General features: G+C 61.2%; 22 protein-coding genes. 13 read left to right on the top strand and 9 right to left on the bottom strand.

What is annotated here, in order from left to right:
* Positions 1-125 precede the first annotated feature (125 nt).
* The gene (locus ACIQWP_RS25015; RefSeq protein WP_402793401.1) at positions 126-1,691 is read left to right on the top strand and encodes a Ppx/GppA phosphatase family protein; all 1,566 of its coding nucleotides are present in this window, start codon (positions 126-128) and stop codon (positions 1,689-1,691) included.
* Positions 1,688-2,425 carry an RlmE family RNA methyltransferase gene (locus tag ACIQWP_RS25010; RefSeq protein WP_402793399.1) on the top strand — a complete coding sequence of 246 codons (738 nt, stop codon included), beginning with the start codon at positions 1,688-1,690 and terminating at the stop codon, positions 2,423-2,425. The genes ACIQWP_RS25015 and ACIQWP_RS25010 overlap by 4 nt, the downstream gene beginning before the upstream one ends.
* A gap of 80 nt (positions 2,426-2,505) precedes the next feature.
* Here the strand turns inward: ACIQWP_RS25010 and ACIQWP_RS25005 are convergent, their stop codons facing one another.
* A complete protein-coding gene (locus ACIQWP_RS25005) occupies positions 2,506-3,936 on the bottom strand; it encodes an MFS transporter (protein WP_402793397.1) in 1,431 nt (476 codons plus the stop codon).
* 447 nt (positions 3,937-4,383) lie between these two features.
* Here ACIQWP_RS25005 and ACIQWP_RS25000 point away from each other — a divergent pair, with 447 nt between their 5' ends.
* Positions 4,384-5,256: an MBL fold metallo-hydrolase gene (locus tag ACIQWP_RS25000; RefSeq protein ID WP_402793395.1), complete on the top strand. Its 873-nt coding sequence runs from the start codon at positions 4,384-4,386 to the stop codon at positions 5,254-5,256.
* A gap of 69 nt (positions 5,257-5,325) precedes the next feature.
* Here the strand turns inward: ACIQWP_RS25000 and ACIQWP_RS24995 are convergent, their stop codons facing one another.
* A complete protein-coding gene (locus tag ACIQWP_RS24995) occupies positions 5,326-6,213 on the bottom strand; it encodes an alpha/beta fold hydrolase (RefSeq protein ID WP_402793393.1) in 888 nt (295 codons plus the stop codon).
* Positions 6,214-6,483: 270 nt separating this feature from the next.
* On the opposite strand from ACIQWP_RS24995, the gene guaB reads away from it, so the two are divergent.
* The 5 genes from guaB (at position 6,484) to ACIQWP_RS24970 (ending at position 10,901) form a co-directional block, all read left to right on the top strand.
* Positions 6,484-7,968 (top strand): IMP dehydrogenase, encoded by a 1,485-nt coding sequence (gene guaB / locus ACIQWP_RS24990; RefSeq protein WP_402793391.1) that lies wholly within the window; start codon positions 6,484-6,486, stop codon positions 7,966-7,968.
* 3 nt (positions 7,969-7,971) lie between these two features.
* Positions 7,972-8,562 carry a hypothetical protein gene (locus ACIQWP_RS24985; RefSeq protein ID WP_402793389.1) on the top strand — a complete coding sequence of 197 codons (591 nt, stop codon included), beginning with the start codon at positions 7,972-7,974 and terminating at the stop codon, positions 8,560-8,562.
* A 42-nt stretch (positions 8,563-8,604) separates the two neighbouring features.
* On the top strand, positions 8,605-9,027 hold the full coding sequence (locus tag ACIQWP_RS24980) for an MAPEG family protein (RefSeq protein ID WP_402793387.1): 423 nt from the start codon (positions 8,605-8,607) through the stop codon (positions 9,025-9,027).
* Between the two features lie 149 nt (positions 9,028-9,176).
* Positions 9,177-10,058 (top strand): dienelactone hydrolase family protein, encoded by an 882-nt coding sequence (locus tag ACIQWP_RS24975; RefSeq protein WP_402793385.1) that lies wholly within the window; start codon positions 9,177-9,179, stop codon positions 10,056-10,058.
* Between the two features lie 210 nt (positions 10,059-10,268).
* Positions 10,269-10,901: a TetR family transcriptional regulator gene (locus tag ACIQWP_RS24970; RefSeq protein WP_402793383.1), complete on the top strand. Its 633-nt coding sequence runs from the start codon at positions 10,269-10,271 to the stop codon at positions 10,899-10,901.
* A gap of 36 nt (positions 10,902-10,937) precedes the next feature.
* On the opposite strand, the gene ACIQWP_RS24965 is transcribed toward ACIQWP_RS24970, so the two are convergent.
* Positions 10,938-11,891, bottom strand: coding sequence for a LysR substrate-binding domain-containing protein (locus tag ACIQWP_RS24965; RefSeq protein WP_402793382.1), 954 nt, complete (start codon positions 11,889-11,891; stop codon positions 10,938-10,940).
* Between the two features lie 200 nt (positions 11,892-12,091).
* Between ACIQWP_RS24965 and ACIQWP_RS24960 the strand changes: the two genes are divergently transcribed.
* The 3 genes from ACIQWP_RS24960 (at position 12,092) to ACIQWP_RS24950 (ending at position 14,896) form a co-directional block, all read left to right on the top strand.
* Positions 12,092-12,391: a DUF1127 domain-containing protein gene (locus ACIQWP_RS24960; protein ID WP_402793380.1), complete on the top strand. Its 300-nt coding sequence runs from the start codon at positions 12,092-12,094 to the stop codon at positions 12,389-12,391.
* Between the two features lie 190 nt (positions 12,392-12,581).
* A complete protein-coding gene (locus ACIQWP_RS24955; protein WP_402793378.1) occupies positions 12,582-13,163 on the top strand; it encodes a dienelactone hydrolase family protein in 582 nt (193 codons plus the stop codon).
* 134 nt (positions 13,164-13,297) lie between these two features.
* Positions 13,298-14,896 carry an ABC-F family ATP-binding cassette domain-containing protein gene (locus tag ACIQWP_RS24950; RefSeq protein WP_402793376.1) on the top strand — a complete coding sequence of 533 codons (1,599 nt, stop codon included), beginning with the start codon at positions 13,298-13,300 and terminating at the stop codon, positions 14,894-14,896.
* A gap of 9 nt (positions 14,897-14,905) precedes the next feature.
* Here the strand turns inward: ACIQWP_RS24950 and ACIQWP_RS24945 are convergent, their stop codons facing one another.
* From ACIQWP_RS24945 to ACIQWP_RS24935, 3 genes are all read right to left on the bottom strand, one after another.
* The gene (locus ACIQWP_RS24945; RefSeq protein WP_402793374.1) at positions 14,906-15,784 is read right to left on the bottom strand and encodes an aldo/keto reductase family oxidoreductase; all 879 of its coding nucleotides are present in this window, start codon (positions 15,782-15,784) and stop codon (positions 14,906-14,908) included.
* Between the two features lie 127 nt (positions 15,785-15,911).
* A complete protein-coding gene (locus ACIQWP_RS24940) occupies positions 15,912-16,787 on the bottom strand; it encodes a DUF937 domain-containing protein (protein WP_402793372.1) in 876 nt (291 codons plus the stop codon).
* Positions 16,788-16,924: 137 nt separating this feature from the next.
* Complete coding sequence (locus tag ACIQWP_RS24935; protein WP_402793370.1) at positions 16,925-18,298, bottom strand: glutamate--cysteine ligase; 1,374 nt, start codon at positions 18,296-18,298, stop codon at positions 16,925-16,927.
* A 245-nt stretch (positions 18,299-18,543) separates the two neighbouring features.
* Between ACIQWP_RS24935 and ACIQWP_RS24930 the strand changes: the two genes are divergently transcribed.
* On the top strand, positions 18,544-19,158 hold the full coding sequence (locus tag ACIQWP_RS24930) for a LysE family translocator (protein WP_402793368.1): 615 nt from the start codon (positions 18,544-18,546) through the stop codon (positions 19,156-19,158).
* A 134-nt stretch (positions 19,159-19,292) separates the two neighbouring features.
* Here ACIQWP_RS24930 and ACIQWP_RS24925 read toward each other — a convergent pair whose 3' ends face one another.
* On the bottom strand, positions 19,293-19,730 hold the full coding sequence (locus ACIQWP_RS24925; protein ID WP_402793366.1) for a nuclear transport factor 2 family protein: 438 nt from the start codon (positions 19,728-19,730) through the stop codon (positions 19,293-19,295).
* 185 nt (positions 19,731-19,915) lie between these two features.
* Here ACIQWP_RS24925 and ACIQWP_RS24920 point away from each other — a divergent pair, with 185 nt between their 5' ends.
* Positions 19,916-20,821, top strand: a complete 906-nt coding sequence (locus tag ACIQWP_RS24920; RefSeq protein ID WP_402793364.1) for a LysR family transcriptional regulator — start codon at positions 19,916-19,918, stop codon at positions 20,819-20,821.
* 114 nt (positions 20,822-20,935) lie between these two features.
* On the opposite strand, the gene ACIQWP_RS24915 is transcribed toward ACIQWP_RS24920, so the two are convergent.
* Positions 20,936-21,673, bottom strand: coding sequence for a 16S rRNA (uracil(1498)-N(3))-methyltransferase (locus ACIQWP_RS24915; protein WP_402793362.1), 738 nt, complete (start codon positions 21,671-21,673; stop codon positions 20,936-20,938).
* Positions 21,674-21,744: 71 nt separating this feature from the next.
* Positions 21,745-23,280, bottom strand: coding sequence for an inorganic phosphate transporter (locus tag ACIQWP_RS24910; protein WP_402793360.1), 1,536 nt, complete (start codon positions 23,278-23,280; stop codon positions 21,745-21,747).
* Between the last annotated feature and the right edge of the window lie 38 nt (positions 23,281-23,318).

Genomic DNA, 23,318 nt, shown 5'->3' with positions numbered 1-23,318 from the left:
CAAACTGGCGCGATTCAAAAAGAATTTGGCGAAAACCCATCCTGCTGGTATTCTTTGCCCAACGAAAATCGAACGAGCGCCAGCAGCATGCCTTAGGGCCTTGCGCGGCGCGGTGGAAAAGATACGTGAGTGACCCCGACAGCGGCTCAGCGCCGCAAGCAGACGGGGCGTCGGAAGCAGAGCGCAGGAAGGGTAAATCCTCCCGGCGCGCGAAGCGTAAGCGTGGTCATGGCCGCCCGAACGCTCATTCTGCGGAAGCCAACCAGGCGGGCAAGTCCAGCCAGGTGGCGCAACGCCCAGCAGAGGATGAGGCCGGCTCACCGGCCAGAAAGCGCAAGCGTCGACGCCGCGCGCGTGGCGGAGCCCAGGGCGGCGCGCAACCTGCTTCCCCGGCACAGCAGCTTTCGGCACCGGCGGAACCTCGTGCTTCGCCGGATCATGGTCACGCATCATCGCACAAGAGCGGCAAGAATCGGCGCAAGCATCGCAGCAAGCGCGGCCTGCAGGGTCGACCGCTGGCGCATGAGAAGACGGCGCAGATCGTCGCTCCGGCGAACACGCCTGCGAACGTGCAGACCCATGACGATCCGCGTCAGAATCGGCAATCGCAGCCGAGGCGCGACGGACAGCACTATCACGCCGATGCCGATACGCGGCCGCTCGACCTCTATGCCGCCCTCGATCTCGGCACCAACAATTGCCGGCTGCTGATCGCGCAGCCGACCCGTCCGGGGCAGTTCCGGGTCGTCGATGCCTTTTCCCGCATCGTGCGCCTGGGTGAAGGGCTTGGAGCCAGCGGACGGCTGTCGGGCGACGCGATGGACCGCGCCGTGGAGGCGCTGCGCATCTGCGCGGCCAAGCTGAAGACGCGCGAAATCCGCCGCATGCGGCTGATCGCGACCGAGGCCTGCCGCGCCGCTGACAATGGCGAAGCGTTCCTTTCGCGGGTCACCGAGGAGACGGGATTGCAGCTGGAGATCATCGATCGCGAGACCGAAGCCCGGCTTGCCGTCTCCGGCTGCTCGTCGCTCGTGGGACCCGAGGCGCGCTCGGTCGTGCTCTTCGATATCGGCGGAGGCTCTTCCGAAATCGCCGTCATCCGCATCGGCGACAACCGCTCCAGCCGTCTTGCCAATCACATCACCCATTGGACATCGCTGCCTGTCGGCGTTGTGACGCTTTCTGAGCGACATGGCGGCCGCGACGTGACGCCGGAGCTGTTCGAGACCATGGTGTGCGAAGTTCAGCGCATGCTCGAGCGTTTCGATTGCCCGCCGGTCCAAGGCGCGGCGCGCGAAAGCGGCGATTTCCATCTGATCGGCACCTCCGGCACGGTGACGACGCTTGCCGGCGTCCATCTCGATCTGCCGCGCTACGATCGACGCCGGGTCGATGGTGTCTGGCTATCGGACGATGAAGTGAGCGCGATGCAGGCCAAGCTCTTGTCCTGGGATTTTGCCGGCCGCGCCGCCAATCCCTGCATCGGGCCGGACCGCGCCGATCTGGTTCTTGCCGGCTGCGCCATTCTGGAGGCGATCCGCCGCCGCTGGCCGAGCCCGCGCATGCGCGTTGCCGATCGCGGCCTGCGCGAGGGATTGCTGACTGACATGATGGCAGACGATGGCGTATGGCGGCGTGGCCGCTCGCGCAGGGGTCATCGACCGAGGGATATGAAGGGGCCGCAGACGTGACCAAGCCAACCATCGCCGGCAACCGCACGGGCCGCAAGCTCGGCCAGCGCGTCAAGAAAAAGAAGCTGAAGGCCTCGTCGCGTCAGTGGCTGCAGCGGCATATCAATGATCCCTATGTGCAGCGCGCCCAGCTTGAGGGCTACCGTGCCCGCGCCGCCTTCAAGCTGCTGGAGATCGATGAGAAGCACCAGATCCTGAAGGGCGCGCGCCGCATCATCGATCTGGGCGCGGCACCTGGCAGCTGGTCGCAGATTGCCGCCAAGGTGACCGACTCGACCGAAGAGGACATCCGCGTCGCCGCCATCGACTTCCTGGAAATGACGCCGATCCCTGGCGTGACAATCCTGCAGCTCGATTTCCTTGATCCGGATGCGCCGCAGCGGCTGATCGATGCGGTCGGCGGTGCGCCGAATCTCGTGCTTTCGGATATGGCCGCGCCGACGACGGGCCATCACCGCACGGACCATCTGCGGACGATGCATCTCTGCGAAGTTGCGGCCCATTTCGCTGTCGAAGTGCTGGCGGAAGGCGGGCATTTTCTGGCCAAGACTTTCCAGGGCGGCACGGAGCGCGAACTGCTCACCTTCCTGAAGCAGAGTTTCCGCCAGGTCGTCCATGTGAAACCGGGCGCATCCAGAGCCGAGTCGGTGGAAATGTTCCTGCTGGCGAAGGGCTTCAAGGGCCGGAAGCCGGATGGCGAGGCGGAAGAAGAGCAATCCAGCGCAGAGCGCTGAATCCGGCGATCCTCAATCGGTAAATCGATGAAGCCCTCGTGGCGCCTCGGCTTGGCCGAAGCGTCATGAGGGTCGTATCATCACTTCGCCGCCGGCTGCTGCACCTGTGGCTGCAGGGCGTCGACGCGCTTGAGGCCGGCCTTGTGGCCGGAGACCATGGCGCCGGCGCTGCGGTCCATCCGGATGAAGGGAATGGTGGCGACCACGGTCAGGATCGAGATGCAGAAGAAGGCGATGTGGAAATCGCTGACCTGTAGTTCCGTGCCACGGAAAAAGGTGGAGGTTTCCAGGATCATGGCGGCGACGGCGACGCCGAGCGCCAGGCTGATCTGCTGCATCACGGAGCTCATGGATGTCGCCTGGCTGGCCTGCTTGTCGCTGATATCGGCAAAGGCAAGCGCATTGATGCCGGTGAAGAAGAAGGAGCGCGAGAAGCCACCGACCAACAGGATGGCGATGATGATGAGGTGCGGTGTCCAGGGCTGGAAGAAGCCCGTGCAGATCGTGGTGATGGTCGTGATCGCCGCAGCCGAAAGCAGTGCCGTCTTGAAGCCGACGGCGGTAAAGACCCGGCGGGCGATAAACTTCGTCGAAATCGCGCCGATCGCGCCGGCAAAGGTGATGAGGCCGGACTGGAACGGATTGAGGCCGAAGCCGAGCTGCAGCATCAGCGGCGTCAGGAAGGGCATGGCGCCGATACAGATGCGGAACAGCGTGCCGCCGGTCACCGAGGCGCGGAAGGTGGCGTTTTTCAGCAGCGTGAGATCAAGGATCGGCGCCGGATGGCGGCGTGCATGGCCGATATAGAGAAAGCCACAGACAAAGCCGATGACGACGGCGGAGATGCCGATATAGGGCGGTAACGCCGGCAGGCTGATGACGGACATGCCGAAGACGACGCCGGATGCTGCAAAGGACGTCAGCAGGAAGCCGATGACATCGAGCTTCGGCGGCATGGTTGCCTCGACATCAGGCAGGAAGATCGACGACAGGATGACGCCAAGGATGCCGACGGGCACGTTGATCAGGAAGATCCAATGCCAGGAGGCATAGGTGGTGATGAAGCCGCCGAGCGGCGGGCCGGCGAGCGGGCCGACGAGCGCGGGAATGGAAAGCAGCGCCATGGCTGAAACCAGATCGCTCTTCTGCGTGGTGCGCACGAGCACCAAGCGCCCGACCGGCGTCATCATCGAGCCGCCGACGCCCTGCAGGAAGCGGGCGAAGACGAATTCCAGCAGGCCGCCGGAAAAGGCGCACATGATGGAACCGATGACGAAGACGCAGATGGCGATGCGGAAGATGTTCTTCGCGCCGAAGCGGTCCGCCATCCAGCCGCTGATCGGGATGAAGACGGCCAGCGATACCATGTAGGAGGTCAGCGCCAGTTTCAGGGTAATCGGGCCGACATGGAGATCGTTGGCGATGGCCGGCAGCGCTGTCGCGATGACCGTGGAATCCATCTGTTCCATGAAGAGGGCTACGGCGAGGATCAATGGAACGATGCGATTCATAGGCATCTGCCTTGATAGGTCTGTCTTCGGGAAGGCTGTCGCCCACTGCATAATTCCTCAAATCGGAATCGATTTGAGGAATTATGCAGCAGACTGAAAGTGCTACAGCGACCTTTGCGCGTCACATGTGACGCGCGGCGCTGTAGTGCGCGATCAACCGCTCTGTAGTCCCATGCGGTGCCGCTGCCAATCCCGGATTCTGCTCTATGACGGCTTGGGGATCACGTCTTCGTGATATCCATCGCCACATGCCGCGAAACGCAAGATTTGACATATGCTAAGAGCATGGAAATGCTAAACGCATAAAACGTCGTCCGGTCTATTAGCGGATTTGGATTGTCTTGTCATGACCAAAATTCCGGTCGAAGACGATGACTTTCCGGGCCGCTGCCGCCGGCGGCGACGATAGGCGCGGCTTACCTGCGCATCAGCACAAGGAGTGACACTATGACCGCTGTTCTGCCCCCGGACACGCACCAGTTCAAATTGGGTTCCTGCACCGTCACCGTCGTCAAGGACGGCGCCAATGTCATGGACAACCCCTGGGAGACCTTCGGCTCGAACCAGGCGCCCGATACCGTGCGTAAGCTGTTGGAGCAGAATTTCCTTCCGACCGAAAAGCTGGTGAACAGCTATGCGCCGGCCATCATCGACACCGGCTCCGACCTGATCGTCGTCGATACGGGTTTCGGTGCAGCCGGTCGTGCCCGCGGTATGGGTCGTCTTCGCGAGGGCCTGAAGGCAGCTGGTTACACGCCGGAGCAGGTCACCGTCGTTGCTCTAACCCATCTGCATGGCGATCACATCGGCGGATTGATGGAGGAGGGCGCTCCGGCCTTTCCGAACGCCCGCTACGTTACCGGCGAGATCGAATACGGCTTCTGGACCGACAAGGCGCGCGAGGGGACGCCGGCGGAAGGCGGCCACAAGGCAGTGCTTGCCAATGTCGTGCCCTTTGCTGAAAAGATGACCTTCCTCAAGGACGGCGACCATATCGTCAGCGGCATGACGGCCATGCTCGCGCCCGGCCATACGCCCGGCCATCTCGTCTTTCATCTGGAATCCGACGGCAAGCAGCTCGTCATGACCGGCGACACCGCCAACCATTATGTCCTGTCGCTCGGCCGTCCGGATTGGGAGGTCCGCTTCGATGTGGACAAGGCCCAGGCCGCAAAGACCCGCCGTCGCATCTTCGACATGATCGCCGCCGACCGCATTCCCTTCCTTGGCTTCCACATGCCTTTCCCCGCCGTCGGCTTCGTCGAGAAGCAGGCGGAAGGCTTCCGCTACATTCCGAAAACCTACCAGCTGGACGTTTGAGGGAAACGTTGCTTTTGTCTTTGCGGTAGAACAGTAGCTTGAGGGGCGGTTGCGAAAGAGACCGCTATCCTATCGCGCGACGGAACGGACGGCGTCTGCAAAGGCAGCAGGCGCCTCCTGCGGTAAGTTATGCCCAACTCCCGGAATGATGCGACGTTGGTAAAATGGCGTTTTGAAATGGCGCTCGGCATGGTCGATTGCACCAGGTGGATCTACGCCATCATCGGCACCTTGCAGGACGCAGGTCGGCACGCTGATATTCGGCTGCTCGGCTAGCTTTGTCTCGATGGACTGCAAGGCTGGGTCCCCAGGGGTGCCACCGAACCGATGCCGGTAGGAGTGAACGACGATTTCAACGAAATCGGGATTTTCGAACGCGTGATAGCTCCGCTCGAAAGTGGCTTCATCGAATGCCCATGTTGGCGACCATATCCGCCAGATGAACCGGCAGAGATCACGGCGATTTTGAGTAAGCCCGGCCCTGCCGCGTTCCGAGTGGAAATAGTATTGATACCAGTAACGGCGTTCTTCTTCCGGAGAGACGGGTTGTCCAGCCAAGGCGATATTCTGAATGTTGTATCCCGTTCCGCAACTCACCAATCCTCGAACGCGCTGGGGCCAAAGGGCGGCGACGATGCAGGCCGCACGGCAGCCCCAATCATAGCCTCCGAGCACGGCGGAAGGGATGGAAAGTGCATCCATGAACGCCAGCAGGTCTGCTCCGAGTGCTGCTTGCTCTCCGGAGCGGAAGGTGTGTTCTGACAGGAAGCGGGTTGGGCCGTAGCCGCGCAGGAACGGCACGAGGCAGCGCCAGCCCTCTGTTGCAAGCTGCTGTGCAACCTCGTCATAGGCGTGAACATCATAAGGAAAACCGTGCAGAAGGATGACCGGTTTGCCGTCGAGCGGTCCGATGTCCTCGTAGGCGATTTCCAAAACTCCGGCCGTGATGGTTTTCATGCCCGATCCGTCTTCCAATCAAAAGCTGCGCACCCAGGACGTCGCAGCATGGCAAAGCGATGCTTGGACGGCAATCGAAATTCTGGGCGCTTATGGCGGTTGCATGGCGGAGTGAAAGGGATGGTATTATCCACCGGGCGCTTTTGGGTATTCCCTTCCTGTCATAGACGTGTTACCAGCCCTCGCCAACTTCCAAGCAACACTTGCAAGATCGCCCGGTAGACGATTCGTTCCGGGCTTTCCTGTTTTTCACAGACGAAGGAATTGGCCATGGCACGCATCATTGAAACGTCAACCGGGTTGGATGCTCTGACATTCGACGACGTGCTCCTGCAGCCGGGACACTCCGAGGTCATGCCCGGCCAGACCAATGTCGCCACCCGCATCGCCCAGGATATCGACCTGAACCTGCCGATCATTTCGGCGGCGATGGACACCGTGACCGAAAGCCGTCTGGCGATCGCCATGGCGCAGGCCGGCGGTATCGGCGTTATCCACCGCAATCTGACGCCGGTTCAGCAGGCTGAAGAGGTTCGTCAGGTCAAGAAGTTCGAAAGCGGCATGGTGGTCAATCCCTTGACCATCGGCCCGGACGCAACGCTTGCCGATGCGCTCAGCCTGATGAAGGCAAACGGTATTTCCGGCATTCCGGTCGTTGAAAAGTCGCAGCGTCCCGTCGGTATCCTGACTAATCGCGACGTTCGCTTCGCTTCCGATCCCTCGCAGAAAATCCATGAACTGATGACCAGTGAAAACCTGGTCACGGTCACGGACGGCGTGCAGCAGCAGGAAGCCAAGCGCTTGCTGCACAAGCACCGCATCGAGAAGCTGCTGGTCGTGGATGCCGAAGGTCGTCTGGTCGGCCTGATCACCGTCAAGGACATCGAGAAGTCGCAGCTCAACCCGAACGCCTCCAAGGATGCGCAGGGCCGCTTGCGCGCCGCCGCCGCCATCAATGTCGGCGATGACGGCTTCGAGCGCGCCGAGCGCCTGATCGAGGCCGGCGTCGACCTTCTGGTCGTCGATACCGCCCATGGTCACTCGCAGCGTGTTCTGGATGCCGTCACGCGCGTCAAGAAGCTTTCCAACTCTGTCCGCATCATGGCCGGCAACGTTGCCACCTATGACGGCACGCGGGCGCTGATCGATGCCGGCGCCGACGCCGTCAAGGTCGGTATTGGCCCCGGCTCCATCTGCACGACCCGCATTGTTGCCGGCGTTGGCGTGCCGCAGCTTGCCGCCATCATGTCGGCGGTCGAGGCGGCGCAGGAACAGAACATCCCTGTCATCGCCGATGGCGGCATCAAGTTCTCCGGCGATCTTGCCAAGGCCATCGCCGCTGGCGCATCGGCCGTCATGATAGGCTCGCTGCTGGCCGGCACGGATGAAAGCCCGGGCGAGGTCTATCTCTATCAGGGCCGCTCCTTCAAGGCCTATCGCGGCATGGGCTCCGTTGGCGCCATGGCGCGCGGTTCGGCCGATCGCTACTTCCAGGCTGAGGTGCGCGACACGCTGAAGCTGGTGCCGGAAGGTATCGAGGGCCAGGTGCCTTACAAGGGCCTGGTGTCCGGTGTGCTGCATCAGCTTGCCGGTGGCCTCAAGGCAGCGATGGGTTATGTCGGCGGCGCCGATATCAAGCAATTCCAGGAGCGCGCGACCTTCGTGCGCATCTCTGGCGCCGGCCTGCGCGAAAGCCATGCCCATGACGTCACGATCACGCGTGAAAGCCCGAACTATCCCGGCGGCGGCGTCTGATCGATGACAGATCGCGCTCAGGGCAACGTCAGGTCCTTGCAGGGCCTGGCGGCGATCCTCGCAGCTCTTTCGCTGGCGCTCTTTGCCTGGATCTATGCCGGTTTCGTCAGGGCCTTCGGTGATGCCGCGGCCGGCCAGCAGATGCTCGATGCGCGCATCGGCGGCTACGAGCGGGAAGACGTCATCGCCATGCTGCTCTACCTCAGGGATCACCCCGATCCGGCCATGATCCTGCACTCCATGTATCTCGGGCCGGAGCTCATCTTTCCGCTGGTGCTGGCCGGGTTGCTATTTTGCCTGCTGCGGCTGATTGGCCCCGGCGGTTTCTTCTTCGGCCGTCCCATCCCGCCGGGCGCGATCGCGGTCATTTTCTGCTTGCCGGTCCTCTACGCGGCTGCAGACTATGCCGAGAATATCGCCGGCCTGATGCTCTACCCGCCGGCAACGCCATCCGATGCCACGGTATCGCTGCTTGCGAGCTTGCTGCCTGTTATCGTCAGGCTGAAATTCCTGACGCTGGTGGTGACGGTTATTCTACTGGCCCGTTTCGCGATTTTTCGCTACCTCTCGCCGGACGGCTCGAAACCGTCCTGATCGACCATTTCGGCGTTCGGAAATTCCAAAGGAGTTGGCGGCGTGACAGGCTATGAAATGTTCTGGCCCATGGTGGCGCATGCGGTGCTGGTCTTCATGCTCTACGCGCTGCTCGGATGGCGCCGCCGCGTGCTGGTGAAGACCGGCCGCGTTCGACCCGCGCAATTTCGCGAAAACCATGCAGCCAACGAGCCGGCCGAGAGCCTGGTGGTGCGAAACAGCATCGCCAATCAGTTCGAGCTTCCCTTGCTGTTCCATGCCTGCTGCATCGTGCTCTACGTGACCCAGGCGGATAATCTGCCGGCCGTGATCCTCGCCTGGGTCTTCGTCGTCACGCGCTACGCGCACGCCTTCGTGCATGTGACCAGCAACGACCTGCGCTATCGCAGCCCGCTCTTTGCCCTCGGCTTTGCCGCCCTTGTCTGCATGTGGGGCTGGCTCGGCATCTGGCTTGCTTTCTCCTAAAACGATCCAGGTTGCTACCCTAGGCGGCAACCAGCGGTAACGTGTTTGTGTTTTTCCTTGACCATTACGCTGCCACCCACTGACCTATCTTGTCAGCGGGTGGCTGGTCGTTGGGTGCCTGCTGCCGGGGAAACAGGGAGAACAGGACGATGAGCACGGAAAAGCCCGTTGTGACGCAGGCGATGATCAACGCCTATGACGAATATACGCATCTCACGCTCGACCGTCGGGGTTTCATGGAGAAGCTGACCAAGCTCGCGGGCTCGGCGGGCGCTGCTGCCGCCATCGCGCCGCTGCTTGCCGCCAACAAGGCAAGCGCAGAGGTCATCGCCGCCGACGATAACAGGCTGGAAGCGAAGGACGTCAGCTATGCCGGCAGCAAGGGTGAGATGAAGGGCTATCTTGTCCGCCCGAAGGATGCGGCCGGCAAGCTCGGCGGCGTCATCGTCATCCATGAAAACCGCGGGCTCAACCCTCATATCCGCGATGTCGCCCGCCGCATGGCGCTCGAAGGTTTCGTGGCGCTGGCGCCGGATTTCCTCTCGCCGCTCGGCGGCACGCCCGAAGATGAGGACAAGGCGCGCGATATGTTCACCAAGCTCGATCCGGCACTGACGGCCGCCAATGCCGAAGCGAGCCTAGCGTACCTTGCGAAGGTGGATGGCGCCAACGGCAAGGTCGGCGCCGTCGGCTTCTGCTGGGGCGGTGGTCTCGTCAATCGTTTTGCGACCGTCTCGCCGGAATTGAAGGCGGGTGTCGCCTATTACGGTGCTCAACCGCCGGCAAGCGACGTGCCTGACATCAAGGCTGCGCTGCTGCTGCATTATGCCGGCCTCGACGATCGCATTAATGCCGGCATCGATGCCTATCGCAAGGAGTTGCAGGCGGGCGGCAAGACCTTCGAGATTTTCGTCTATGACGGCGTCAACCACGCCTTCAACAATGACACGTCGTCTGCCCGTTACGACAAGAAGGCGGCGGACCTGGCCTGGGGCAGGACCGTTGATTTCCTGAGGAAGTACGTGTCCTAGAACGATACAGATCACGGATGCCGGCATATCGGCTATGCGGTTGATTACGGGGTCGAAACCATGTTTCTGCCCCGGTCTCGGAGTTTGTCTCCGGCTCCTAAGTGATGATTAAAATTGAACTTTTCCCGTTTACGCGCATTGAACGTGTCGGATGCCATAGCGTCAGGCGCGCTTGAGCGTCGTTCAGTATGATAATGAAACGGGTAAAGAATGAAGTCGAGAAACCCTGACCGCGTCACGTTCCGAAAAAGGCCACAGCAGGAGCGAAGTATCCAGCGTGTCGATGCCATCCTGTCGGTCGCGGCCGCATTGATCGCCGAGAAGGGCGTCAGCGCCATGAAGATGACGGAACTGGCTGCGGTTGCCACGATCCCGATTGGTTCCGTCTATCAATATTTTCCCGACAAGGCCGCGATCGTCGGGGCCTTGCTCGACCGCCATTCCAGCCACATCCAGCAAAAGGTCGGCGAAGCCTTTTCCAACGTGACATCGCTCGACCATGCCATCGAGTTGGTCTGCGGCATGATCGATTGGTACTACCGCGAGTTTCGCAGCGATCCCGCCTATCTCGGCGTCTGGCTCGGCACGGATATCGACAGGGATATCCTCCAGCTCAATATCCAGCACAGCAATCGCGTCGCCGAAATTTTCCTGGAGAGCATTCGGCCGTTCCTGCCGGCCGAAAGCCGCATCGACCTGAAGGCACGCACGCAGCTGTTCAGCCACCTGATCGGTGCATCCGTCCGCTTTTCCATCATGAGTGACGATGACATGGCGATGCGCATGCTGCACGAATGGAAACAGGTGATCCGCGCCACGCTGCTGGCGGAGCCAGCGCGGTAACGCCGGCCGAAACTGATCGGTTGGTGAGCTGCGAGCTCACCAACCCGGCAGAATGTGCCCGGCGCGCAACCTCGGATATTGGCGCGTATAGGTCTTCACCTCGCCATCGAGATCGTCATCGACGACAGCCGGCGTGATGTTGTCGAGGCAGGCGGAGATATGAGCGGTGATGGCGTTCATCAGCGATACGGAAAGGCCGGCCCGCTTCATGATGCCGATCTGGACCGGTGGCAGCGGTGGGAAGCCGTCGGCCTGGGTCAGCACCTTCATGCCGGTCCGAAGCGCCGATTCCGGCATGACCGAAACCGCCATCCCGGCCAGCACGGCGGATGCAACCACCGTGCAGGACCAGCTGGTGAACAGGATCTGGTAGTCGCGCCCGCCGGCATCGAGTGCCGAGCAGGCAAGCTGGCGCCACGGGCAGTCGCGCCGGCCTACGGCGAGCGGAATGGGTGCGTCGTCGCGCAGCGGATGGTTGGCCGAACCGACCCAGCAGAGCGGTTCCGTCCGCACGACATCCGACATTCTCTCGCGCGGATTATGGGTGACCAGCGCGATATCGAGCTCGCCGCGATGCATACGCTCGGCAAGATCGACCGAAGGTTCGCAGACGATATAGAGCTCGACGTTCGGATGCGTCTTGGCGAAGCGGCCGATGATCTCGGGCATGTAGCGGTCGGCGTAATCATCGGGCGTGCCGATGCGCAGCGTGCCTTCGAGCCGGTTGTCGTCGAACGCGGCCATCGCTTCATTGTTGAGGCGAATGATGCGGCGGGCGTAGTTCAACAGCTTTTCGCCTTCGGCCGTCAGGCGGTTGCCGCGACCATCCTTGATGAAAAGCTGTTTGCCGACGCGCTCTTCCAGCCGCCGCATCTGCATCGATACGGCCGATTGCGTCTTGAATACCCGGTCGGCTGCCTTGGTGAAGCTGCCGGAATCCACGATTGCGATGAAGGTCTGCAACTGATCGAGGTCAAGCGGCGCGGACATGGGATCACCTATAAAGGAGTTTGATAGTTATCATTAGAAACATTCGTTGGACTGATCAATAGGGCTTTGGCATCTTCTGAATGCAATTCAGCATACCAATCGAACAGAAACACTTGTCGAACTCCTCCCGGCCTACGCCCCTTTTCCGGATTACCGGGAAGGGGCTTGGCTCGCGTGTGCCCAAGCAAAGGAATACGGAAATGCGCACGACAGATCGGACCCTTGACCTCGGCCTTGCAACACCGTCGCCGTCGCTGACAGCGCGCCTGATGCTTGCTCTTGCCAATCTGGCCTCCGTCTGGCGCGCAATCCGAAATCGCCGGGAAATCCGCTATCTCAATGAACTGGACGACAGCCAGCTGCGCGATATCGGCCTGAGCCGCCAGGACCTCTGCAACGCGCTGACCACCTCGACCTTCTTCGAGGACCCGTCCGGCCATCTGACCCATTCCGCGCGTCGTCGCACGCGCCTCTCCGCCTTCAGCAGCCTTAGAGGCTGATGGCGGATGATAGTTTCCCCGCAGGGTGATAGCCAATAAGCCCTGCCTCTTTCCCGGTGTTCGGCCCAAGGGCCAACACCGGGTTTTTTCTTTCTGTAGATATTGCTTCCGCCAGAGATCACGGGGGCAAGTTGCCTCCGGCGACAACTGTCTTATCTTACAGCCTGACCGAAACAGCAGGGATGCGGCGATGGCAACGGTGATCTTCTTCCACTCCGTTTATGGTTTGCGTTCGCTCGAACATGAGGCCGTCGAGCGGGTGCAGGCGGCTGGGCACAAGGCTTTCGCGCCGGATCTCTATGAGGGGCTGATCGCCCGATCGATCGAAGAAGGCTTCGAATTCAAGGACGAGGTCGGCTGGCCAACGATTTGCGAGCGTGCGGAATGGGCGCTGGCCGGTCTGCCTGCCTCGACCGTGCTTGCCGGTTTTTCGATGGGTGCCGCCGTCGCCGCGAGCCTCTGGCCCAAGCGGGAGAAGACTGCCGGCATCCTGTTCCTGCATGGCCTTGCTTCCATCGCCGATAATGCGCGCAAGGGCTTGCCATTGCAGCTGCATCTTGCCGATCCCGACCCGTTCGAACCGGAGGAAGACGTTACCGCCTGGCGGCGGGCTGCCTCCAGGTCCGGGGTCGCGGCAGAGATCTTCCGATATCCGGGCGGGGGTGGCCATCTCTATACCGATGCCAGCCTGCCCGATTACGATGCCAAGGCGGCCGATCTCACCTGGAAGCGCGTCATCGACTTCCTGGATGCCATCGACGCCAAGGCTTGAACCAACCAGGCTTGAAACGAAGAAACTTGTCGCCTAGTCTATAAGCATCAGTGATTCAAACAGGACGTGTGCAGCAATGAAAATCAACCCGACCGCAATGCCGCTTAGCCTTGCCATCGGGGAAATTTTTGCTCATGCCCATATCCATCACTCTATCCAATCTTTCGTGGTCCACGCCTGACGGCCGGCCGCTTCTTTCCAATCTTGATCTGAGCTTCGGCGCCGAGCGCACCGGCCTTGTCGGCCGCAATGGTGTCGGCAAGACGACGCTGATCAAACTCGTCTCCGGTGAGTTGCAGCCGCAATCCGGCAGCATCGCCTTCAACGGCAGATTGGGAATCCTGCGCCAGAGCGTGCAGGTGCAGGCCGAAGAAACCGTTGCCGATCTCTTCGGCGCAACCGAAGCCCTTGGCGTCCTGAAGCGGGCGGAAGCCGGCGAGGCGACGAATGACGAACTCGCCTCGGCCGATTGGACGCTCGAGGCGCGCATTGCCGCAGCGCTCGACCGTGTCGAGCTCGACGTCACGCTGGAAACGCGGCTCGTCACTCTATCGGGTGGCCAACGCACGCGTTGTGGCCTTGCAGCTATTATCGTCGACGATCCCGATTTCCTGATCCTCGATGAACCCACCAACAATCTGGACCGCGACGGCCGCTCGGCGGTGATCGATCTGCTCGCGGGCTGGAAAGCAGGCGCCATCGTTATCAGCCACGACCGTGAGCTTCTCGATACCATGGACGCGATCGTCGAACTGACATCGCTCGGAGCCTCGCGCTATGGCGGCAACTGGAGCCAGTATCGCGAGCGCAAGGCGCTGGAGCTTTCCGCAGCCGAGCATGATTTCGCCGAGGCGGAGAAGCGCGTCGCGGAGGTGGAGAGAAGCGCGCAGGCAGCCGTCGAGCGGCAGGCGAGGCGGGACAAGGCGGGCCGCAAGATGGCGGCCAAGGGCGGTATCCCGCGTATCATGCTCGGCGGCTTGAAGGAGCGAGCCGAGATGACGGGCGCCGAGAACACCCGGCTTGCCGAACGGCGTCGTGGCCAGGCCATGCAGGACGCCGCCGCCGCCCGCCGGAAGATCGAGATCCTCCAGCCGCTGACCGTCAAGTTGCCGACATCGGGATTGCCGGCGAACAGGATCGTCCTGCGGATGGACGGTGTCAGCGCCGGCTATGATCGCGCGCGGCCGATCTTCCATGATTTCGATTTCGTCATCACCGGGCCGGAGCGCGTTGCCATCACCGGGCCGAACGGCTCCGGCAAGACGACACTGCTGGCGCTGGTTTCCGGCACGCTGGAACCCTGGAACGGGACAGTGCGGGTCGTCCATTCCGCCCTGCTGGACCAGCGAGTGAGCCTTCTCGACCCATCGCTTTCGATCCGCGACAATTTCAGACGGATCAACCCGGAGGCGGACGAAAATGCCTGCCGCGCGGCCCTGGCGCGCTTCATGTTTCGGGCCGATGCCGCGCTGCAGATCGTCTCCAGCCTGAGCGGCGGTCAGCTGCTGCGCGCCGGGCTCGCCTGCGTGCTTGGTGGCTCGGTACCGCCATCACTGCTTGTTCTCGACGAGCCCACCAACCATCTGGATATCGATTCCATTTCGGCTGTCGAAGCCGGGCTGCGGGCCTATGACGGCGCTCTTCTGGTCGTCAGCCACGACGAAGTGTTTCTCGATAATATCGGAATCGAAAGACGGCTCGAGCTGCCTGCCCGAGCCGTCTCGTATGGCTAAGTGATCGCGTCAGGCGTGGTTGGCGCTGGCGATGCGATCGAGTTCCGCGATCGCATCTTCCGGCAGCTTTAGCTCGACGGCCGCGACATTCTGCTTGAGGTGGGCCAGCGACGAGGTGCCTGGAATGAGCAGGATGTTCGGCGCGCGGTGCAGCAGCCAGGCGAGCGCCACCTGCATCGGCGTGGCTTCCAAACGGCTAGCGACATCGGATAGAGCCGAGGATTGCAGAGGCGTAAATCCGCCGAGCGGGAAGAAGGGCACATAGGCGATGCCATTGCGAGCCAATTCGTCCACCAAAGCGTCATCCGTGCGCTGCGCCAGATTGTAGAGGTTCTGTACGCAGACGATATCCGTGATCGTGCGGCCCTCGGCGATCTGGCTGCGCGTGACGTTGCTCAGTCCGACATGGCGCACGAGACCCTGCCGCTGTAGTTCCGCAAGCGCAGTCAGCGGCGCCTCGATCGAGCCGTCTGTCGGGTGAAACGGATTGATCATGACGCGAAGATTGACGACATCGAGCACGTCGAGCTGCAGGTTTCGCAGATTGTCATGCATGGCCTGTTTCAGCTCGTCGGCCGAGAAAGCCGGCAGCCAGGATGCATCCGCGCCGCGTCGCGCGCCGATCTTGGTGACGATGACGAGATCGTCGCGATAGGGGTGGAGCGCTTCCCGGATCAGCTGGTTGGTCACATGCGGGCCGTAGAAATCGCTGGTGTCTATATGGTTGACGCCGGAGGCGATCGCTTCGCGCAGAACAGCGAGCGCAGTGTCATGGTCCTTCGGCGGGCCGAATACGCCAGGCCCGGCGAGCTGCATGGCGCCGTAGCCGAGCCGTTTGACCTTGCGGTCTCCAAGGGTGAAGCTGCCGGATTGCTCGATACTGGACATGGCTGTCTCCTTTCAAGATGAAAGCAGAAATAGGCTCAGTCTCAATGTATGATAAGCGGGCGCAATGCGCACGGGCTGTGCGGAATTGCGAACAATCGATAGGGATCGAAAGTGACGACCCCCGTCGTCACTCTTGTTTGGGTGCCGGCTTGTCCTGCGTCTTCAAATAGCCGTCGAAGATCGCTTCCATGTTCTTCTGATAGTTCTTTTGCACTTCCAGGCCGCTGTCGAACATGGCGTTGAGCATGCCGGTGTAGGCGGCCATATCGACGCCGGCGGCTGGGTTGGCCTTTGCCTTGGGGTCTTCCTTCGGCGGTTCGGCCGGCATCGGGAAGTTCCGCATCATGTCCTGAAAGGCTTTGGCAAAGGGATTGTCGAGGAACGGATTCGCTTGCGCCGGCTTCTCGCGCCTGACGGCATCGGCGCCGAACATCAGCTCCATCGCCTGGGTGAAGGGATTGTCGAAAATGCTTGCCTGCGGGGTCGGCTGCTGCTTGGGCGCAAAGCCGATGCTCTGCAGCCAGCTCTGCATCATCGTGCCCATATCCGTATTGAGGAAGGGATTGGCCATCTGCGGGATCTGGCCGCTGGTTTCCTTGAACAGGCCACCCATCAACGTATCGGCCATGGCGGGCAGCATTCGCTTGTAGATCTCCTGGCCGATGCCGGTCATTTGCGCGGCTTGAGCCGCGATCGCGCGCGAGACGTCCTTGGAACCGAATAGCCGCGCCAACACATTATTGCCGTCGTTGATGCCTTCAGGGGTAAAGGCCTTGGTCATATCCTCGAAATATTTGGCATAGCTGCCCGAGGTGATGTCCTGCATCACGCCCATGAAATTATAAGGGTCGGTCGCGCTGCGTTTGAAGCCGGTGGAAAAGGCCGGCATCAGTGCCGCCATTGCCTTGGTCGCCTGCTCCTGGGCCAGATTGAACTGCTTGGCCATGGCCTCGGTGGCGGCGCCGTTCTGTGCCTGCATCATCATGTCGAAGAGTGGCAGCATGGAAGTCCCTTTCCCCGCTATGAGGCCGCTTCTGAATCAGGCGGCGCTTGATTCCGATAGTATAGCGGGAAAAAAGAGGGCGCATACCGGTTTTTGCCGTCATGCCGTCAAGGCGATGAAGGCCTGCGGCTCTGCTATCAGTACTGATATTCCTCGAAGATCGGCTCGACCGACTGGTTCCAGCGACCGTTGTAGAGCATCAGCAGATCGTCGGCGAGCGTGCCCTTCTTGGCAAGCACTTCGTCGAGCGGCGCAAGGAAGACGGTTTCGTCCTGCCCGTCGCCGTTCAAGCGGCCGCGGTTCTTCAGGCCGAGGCGGGAGATGCCGACCACTTCGCGTGCCACATCCATGAGACTATGGCCCTTGATCGAGGCTTTCAGGCCCTCCACCGGCACGACGTCGCGCAGCGCGTTGACCTCGTCGAAGCTCCAGTCCCTGGTCGCCTCGTCGGCCGCCGTCAGCGCCTCGTCGTCATAGAGCAAGCCGACCCAGAAGGCCGGCAGCGCACAGATGCGGCGCCACGGACCGCCGTCTGCGCCGCGCATCTCCAGGAAGCGCTTGAGACGGACATCCGGGAAGAGGGTGGAAAGATGGTTCGTCCAGTCGCCCATCGTCGGTTCCCAATCGGCGATTTCGCCTTTCAGCGCGCCGTCCATGAACTGGCGGAAGGTGACATGCGTACAGTCGTGATAGCGGCCGTCGCGAACGACGAAATACATGGGAACGTCGAGCGCCCACTTCACATAGTCTTCAAAGCCGAAATCGTCGCGGAAGGTGAAATCGAGCAAGCCGCCGCGGCGGTTGTCGGTGTCCTTCCAGATTTCGCCCCGCCAGGAGGAAAGCCCGTTCGGCTTGCCCTCGGTGAACGGCGAGGAGGCGAAAAGCGCCGTTGCCAGCGACTGCAGCTTCATCGATACGCGCATCTTGCGGCGCATGTCGTCTTCCGAGGAGAAGTCGAGGTTCACCTGGATCGTGCAGGTGCGATACATCATGTCGAGACCCTTGGTGCCGACCTTCGGCATGTAGCGGGTCATGATGTCGTAGCGGGATTTCGGCATGCGCGGCGTTTCGGCAAGCGTCCATTTCGGGCTGCCGCCGACGCCGAGGAAGCGGATGCCCATCGGCTCGGCAATCTCGCGCACTGTCGCCAGATGGTTGTTCGATTCCTTGCAGGTCTCGTGGATGGTTTCGAGCGGCGCGCCGGAGAGTTCGAACTGGCCGCCCGGCTCGATCGAGATCGCGCCCATGCCTGTCGGTTCGCCGAGCCCGATGATGTTGTCGCCATCCATGATCGGGTCCCAGCCGCTCTTCTTCTGCAGCCCCTTCAGGAGCGCGGAAATGCTGGCTTCGCCGAAATAGGGCACGGGGCTGTTGTCGGCGCGGAAGAACACGAATTTTTCGTGCTCGGTGCCGATGCGGAATTTCTCCTTCGGCTTGTTGCCGGCGGCCAGATAGGCCGTCATTTCCGAGACCGAGGAGAGCGGAGTCTGGTCGGTGGTATCGCGCGCCATGGTATTACCTTAGATCTCGGAAGGAGAACCCGCGCCAGCCGCAGGCCAATAGGAAGGGTGATTGACGCGGATTGAGGTACGGTGCAAGTGAATTTCTTTCAAGGGTCGTTCAAAAAAATAGGATTTTATGTCTCGCAAGTGCATCGCGGTGGTGCCAGCCATCGGCATATTTGCACAAGCGTTCAAGACATCCAGCTATTCACGCCGATAGTTTTGCTTCCGCTGACATCAAGCGGAGCATCTCGATGAACGATCCAAATGGCCTTTACTATCCCATGCTGACGTTGCTTCTGGCCGCGCTGGTCATCATGGGAAGCCCAGGTCCTTCGACGATCAGCGCGACGGCGATGGGGGCTGCCTATGGCTTCCGGCGGTCGCTCCGTTATGTCTTCGGCCTCATTGCGGGCACCGTGGCGGTCTTGCTGGCCGTGGCGGCCGGTGTTGTTGCGATCCTGCTCTCCGTCCCGCATGGCGCCTTGGTGCTGACGGTGGTTTCCGCTGTCTATATCCTTTATCTCGCCTTCAAGATCGCCACCGCGCCGCCGCTGTCGCGCCGCGACGATCAGGTCGCTGCCCCGGCCTTTTCCGGCGGCTTCCTGCTCGCCGTCGCCAATCCCAAGGCCTATCTCGCGATTGCCGCCGTCTTTGCCGGCGTCAGCCTGTTTCAGGATCAGCGGCTGCTCGACGCCGCCGTCAAGATCGCGTTGCTGACGGCGATGATTATCGCCATCCATATTCTATGGCTTCTTGTCGGTGCTTCGCTCTCGCGCTTTCTTCAAAATCCAAAGATCTCGCGGATCGTCAACATCTCGCTGGCGATCCTGCTGATCGTTGCAACCATTGTCGCTGTTATGGAGTGAAGGTCGGAGCATTTCCGGTTTGGGCGGAGCGGCGGAAATGCCCTGGCTTGAAAATCGCATTTGTCGTGATGGAGGCAGCCTGGAAGCGATGAGTCACTTCGCTCCCAGTCCGTTACAAAAAGCCTGCGTGCGCTTTAAGTCGCGCTCATGCCAAGCGCTATCGCGTAGCTGTCCTCATGCAATCGATAATGGGTGATCTGACCCTGATCGACGGTGAGCTCTATTACGAAAGGCGAGGGAACGAGTTTGCCGGTCGGGCGAAGGATTGAAGCCAAATCCCCTACGATGACGGCCATCGTGTCATCGGACAAAATTCGCTTTACCTCGAAATGGCGCGGCTCGACGTTCTGGCCGAGCTCGTCAAAAAAGGCTCTGATCGAGTCACGGGTCTGTCGCTTGCCCACCCACGGTACCAAAGCGGGATCTCCGGCAATGTACCAATTTACCTCAGTTGCAAACAAGTCTGCGATTGCCTCGCTTTTCGCGGGTTTGTCATCCGCGCCCCAGAAGGCGCCGACCCGCTTAAGATACAGCTCGGCCACTTCCCGCGGCGATAGTGCAGAATAGGACATTTATCTCTCCGATTGATCACGAAGGCCTGAAGATAGGAGAGATTTTTCCATCTACGTAGCCTATATAAGGCGATATAATGTATCGGTTATTGCAATATATTGAAGAGGGCTTATCCGTCGGCTGCGACGACAGTCACATCCGACGAGGCCGCATTTTGGTGAAGAACCATCGTTGGAAGCGATAAATGATCGATCCGGTTACCCTTGACCAGTTGCGCACATTCGTCGCGGCAGTAGACGAAGGCAGCTTTTCCGCCGCTGGTCGAAAGCTGGGACGAGCACAATCTGTCGTAAGCCAGACGATAGCCGGCCTCGAAATGCAGCTTCAAGTCACGCTGTTTGAACGTGTGGGTCGCTACCCCGTGCCGACGGAAGCAGGGAACACGCTCGCCGGCGAGGCCCGCGCCGTGTTGCAACAAGCCGGTCAATTCAAGGCCCGCGCGCAGGATCTTGCTCGCGGCATCGAGCCGGAACTTGCGATCGCCGTAGACGCGACATTTCCGACGCATATTCTGACATCGGCTGTAACGGACTTCCAGACAATGTTTCCAGACACGAAGCTTCGGGTTTATGTCGAGAGCCTTGGGGGAGTTATTCAACCGGTACTCGAGAGGCGTTATTCGTTTGCCGTGTCGGGTGTTGCGCCGTTATTTTCCGATGAGTTACAGCTGGAACGCCTTCACAGCTTCAAGCTGATCATGGTGGCTGCGGCATCGCACCCGCTCGCGACTTTGGAATCGCCAGTCCGCCGCGAACAACTTTCTCAACATGTACAGCTGGTCCTCACCGATCGATCAGATTTGACGGTGGGAAAGCAGTTTGGCGTTGTCGGGCAAAAGCATTGGCTGCTTGCCGATCTCGGCGCCAAGCACGCTTTTCTGCTGGCAGGGCTTGGCTGGGGTGGAATGCCGGCTTGGATGGTGGGCGCTGATATTGCGTCTGGAAAGCTCGTCGAATTGGACGTGGACCCTGCCGCGTGGTCAGACGATGATTTGATTACTGCTTACACCTTGCACAGACGCGACACGCCCCCCGGCCCTGCGGGACGATGGCTGATGAATTGTTTGGGTAAACACTCAGCCGATGCCTAGGACATGTAACATGCCCTTCCGCGTCGCTCAAATCGCCTCGCTTCAAGAATGCCTCCTGAAAGCAGCCTCGAAGCGGGTTGGACCAAATTGTGAGCCCATTTTGTCAACACGGCCTCAGTTCCAGTCGCCGATCGCGGCCTGGATCACCGCCATGGCGGCAACGGCGGCCGTGTCGGCGCGCAGGATGCGCGGCCCGAGCGGAATGGCGGTGACGAAATCGAGGCTGCGCAAGAGGGCGCGTTCCTCCTCGGAAAAACCGCCTTCGGGGCCGACCAGCAGCGCCAGATGCTTCTCTTTGACCTTTGCCAGCAGCGGCAGGGGATTCTGACCGGCGTCTCCTTCGTCGCAATAGATGATGCGCCGCTCGCGCGGCCAGTTCGCCAACAGGTCGGCAAGCCTCACCGGTTCGGCGACGTCGGGAATGCCGAGGATGCCGCATTGCTCGGCAGCCTCGATGGCGTTGGCCTTGAGCTTGTCCAGATTGGTGATCTTGCCCTGCACATGCTGCGTCATGACCGGCTGAAGGACGCCGGCGCCCATTTCGACGGCCTTCTGCACGAGATAGTCGAGCCGCCCGACCTTTAAGGGTGCGAAAAGGTAATGCAGATCGGACGGGGTCGGCTGGGGCCGCGTTTCCTCGATCGGTGTCAGCAGAATGCGCTTGCGGGAAGGGAAGGAGACGCTAGCTTTCCATTCGCCGTCGCGGCCGTTGAAGACAAGCAGTTCGGCGCCGTCCTCCATGCGCAGGACATTGGCGAGGTAGTTGAACTGGTCCTGATCGGCCTCGATGGTGATGCCTGCCTTGATGGCCGACGTCACGAACAGCCGCTGCATGCGGAAATTGGCGCGCATGGATTACCCCCGGAATTGCTTAGAACAATGAGATGGAGCGGCTCGAAGATCCGGCGAGAAGCCGAACCGCTCTAAATGAAGAGCGCGACCATAACCCAATATACGGCGGCGGCAAGCAGGGCCGCGACCGGTACGGTGATCGCCCAGGCGCCGATGATGGTCATGAAATGGGAGCGGCGCACCAGACGCCGGCGATGGACTTCGTCGGGATTGCGCTCATCCGTGGTTTCCGGCTCGTGCCAGGGAATGCCCGCGGCTTCGGCTCTCTTGCGCATATAGGCGAAACGCCGTTTCGAGCGCGCGGTAGACCATTCGCGGAAGAAGCCGACCCCGAAGACCGCGCCGACGGCGATATGGGTCGAGCTCACCGGAAAGCCGAACCAGGCGGCGATGATGACGGTAAGTGCCGCCGACACGGCGACGCAATAGGCCCGCATCGGATTGAGCTTGGTGATCTGTTCGCCAAGAAGGCGAATGAGCCGCGGCCCGTAAAGCAGAACGCCTACGGAAATGCCGCAACCGCCGATCATGACGACCCAGAAAGGCGCCTTCTGCGTTGTCGTTTCGGCCAGCACGTTGAGCGAGCCGCCAATCCCGATATCGCGCACGATCGCGGCCAGTGGTCCGATGGCGTTGGCGACGTCGTTGGCGCCATGCGCGAAGGACATGAGTGCCGCCGAACAGATCAGGGGCAGGCGAAAGAGCTTGCGCAGCGAGCTGTTCTTGTTTTCGAGCCCGACCGATTGCGCCGCCACCATCGGCCGCGCGCCAAGCCAGGCGATGATGCCGACGCCGATGCCGATCGCCAGGTTTAGGAGATTGGGGATGGTATCCTTGGGTTCGAGCTGGACGACCAGATAGCCCGAGAAAGCGCCGGCCATCAGCCCGATCAGGATGGGAATCCAGTATCTGGCGGCGGCGATCTTGTCATCGCGATAGATGATGCATGTCTCGATGAAGAACAGGATGCCGGCGGCGATGGCACCGCCGAGAAACGGCGTGATCACCCAGCCCGCGGAAATGGCGGCCAGCACGTTCCAGTTCACGAGTTCCGGACCCACGGCGGCAGCGCCCGCGCCGACGACGGCACCCACGATCGTATGGGTGGTCGAAACGGGGGCTTTCAGCCAGGTGGCGAAATTGATCCAGAGTGCCGCGGCAAGCAGCGCCGCCATCATCAGCCAGGCGAGCTTGCCGATGCTGATGATGCGGTTGGTATCGACGATATGCGTCGAGATCGTATTGATGACCGGGCCGCCGGCGATCGTCGCGCCGAGGATCTCGAAGATCGCCGCCATGATGAGCGCCTGCGTCATGGTGATCGCGCGCGCGCCGACCGCCGCGCCGACATTATTGGCAACGTCCTTGGCGCCGATGTTCAGGGCCATATAGCCGGCCAGGGCAACGGCAGCGAAAATCAGCGTCGCGCGCGGCTGGTCGAGCACGTAGATGCCGGCAAAGACCATGGCGAGGCCGAGGAAGATCAGGCCGATGCCCGGCGCCACCAGACGCCTCGCGACGTGATGGGTCGCGTCCTCGACATAGGTGAATTTGTCGAGGTCCTTGTCGAGCGTCCTTTTTACTGGTGTGGCCGGTTGGTCGGGCATGCAATTCTCTGAATCAAAACTCACCTATTGCGCCGCCC

The organism is Rhizobium sp. NPDC090279 (genome assembly GCF_044769665.1).
Taxonomy (GTDB): Bacteria; Pseudomonadota; Alphaproteobacteria; order Rhizobiales; family Rhizobiaceae; genus Rhizobium.
Note: the sequence above shows the minus strand (reverse complement) of the source record. Positions and strands in the feature narration are given on the sequence as shown.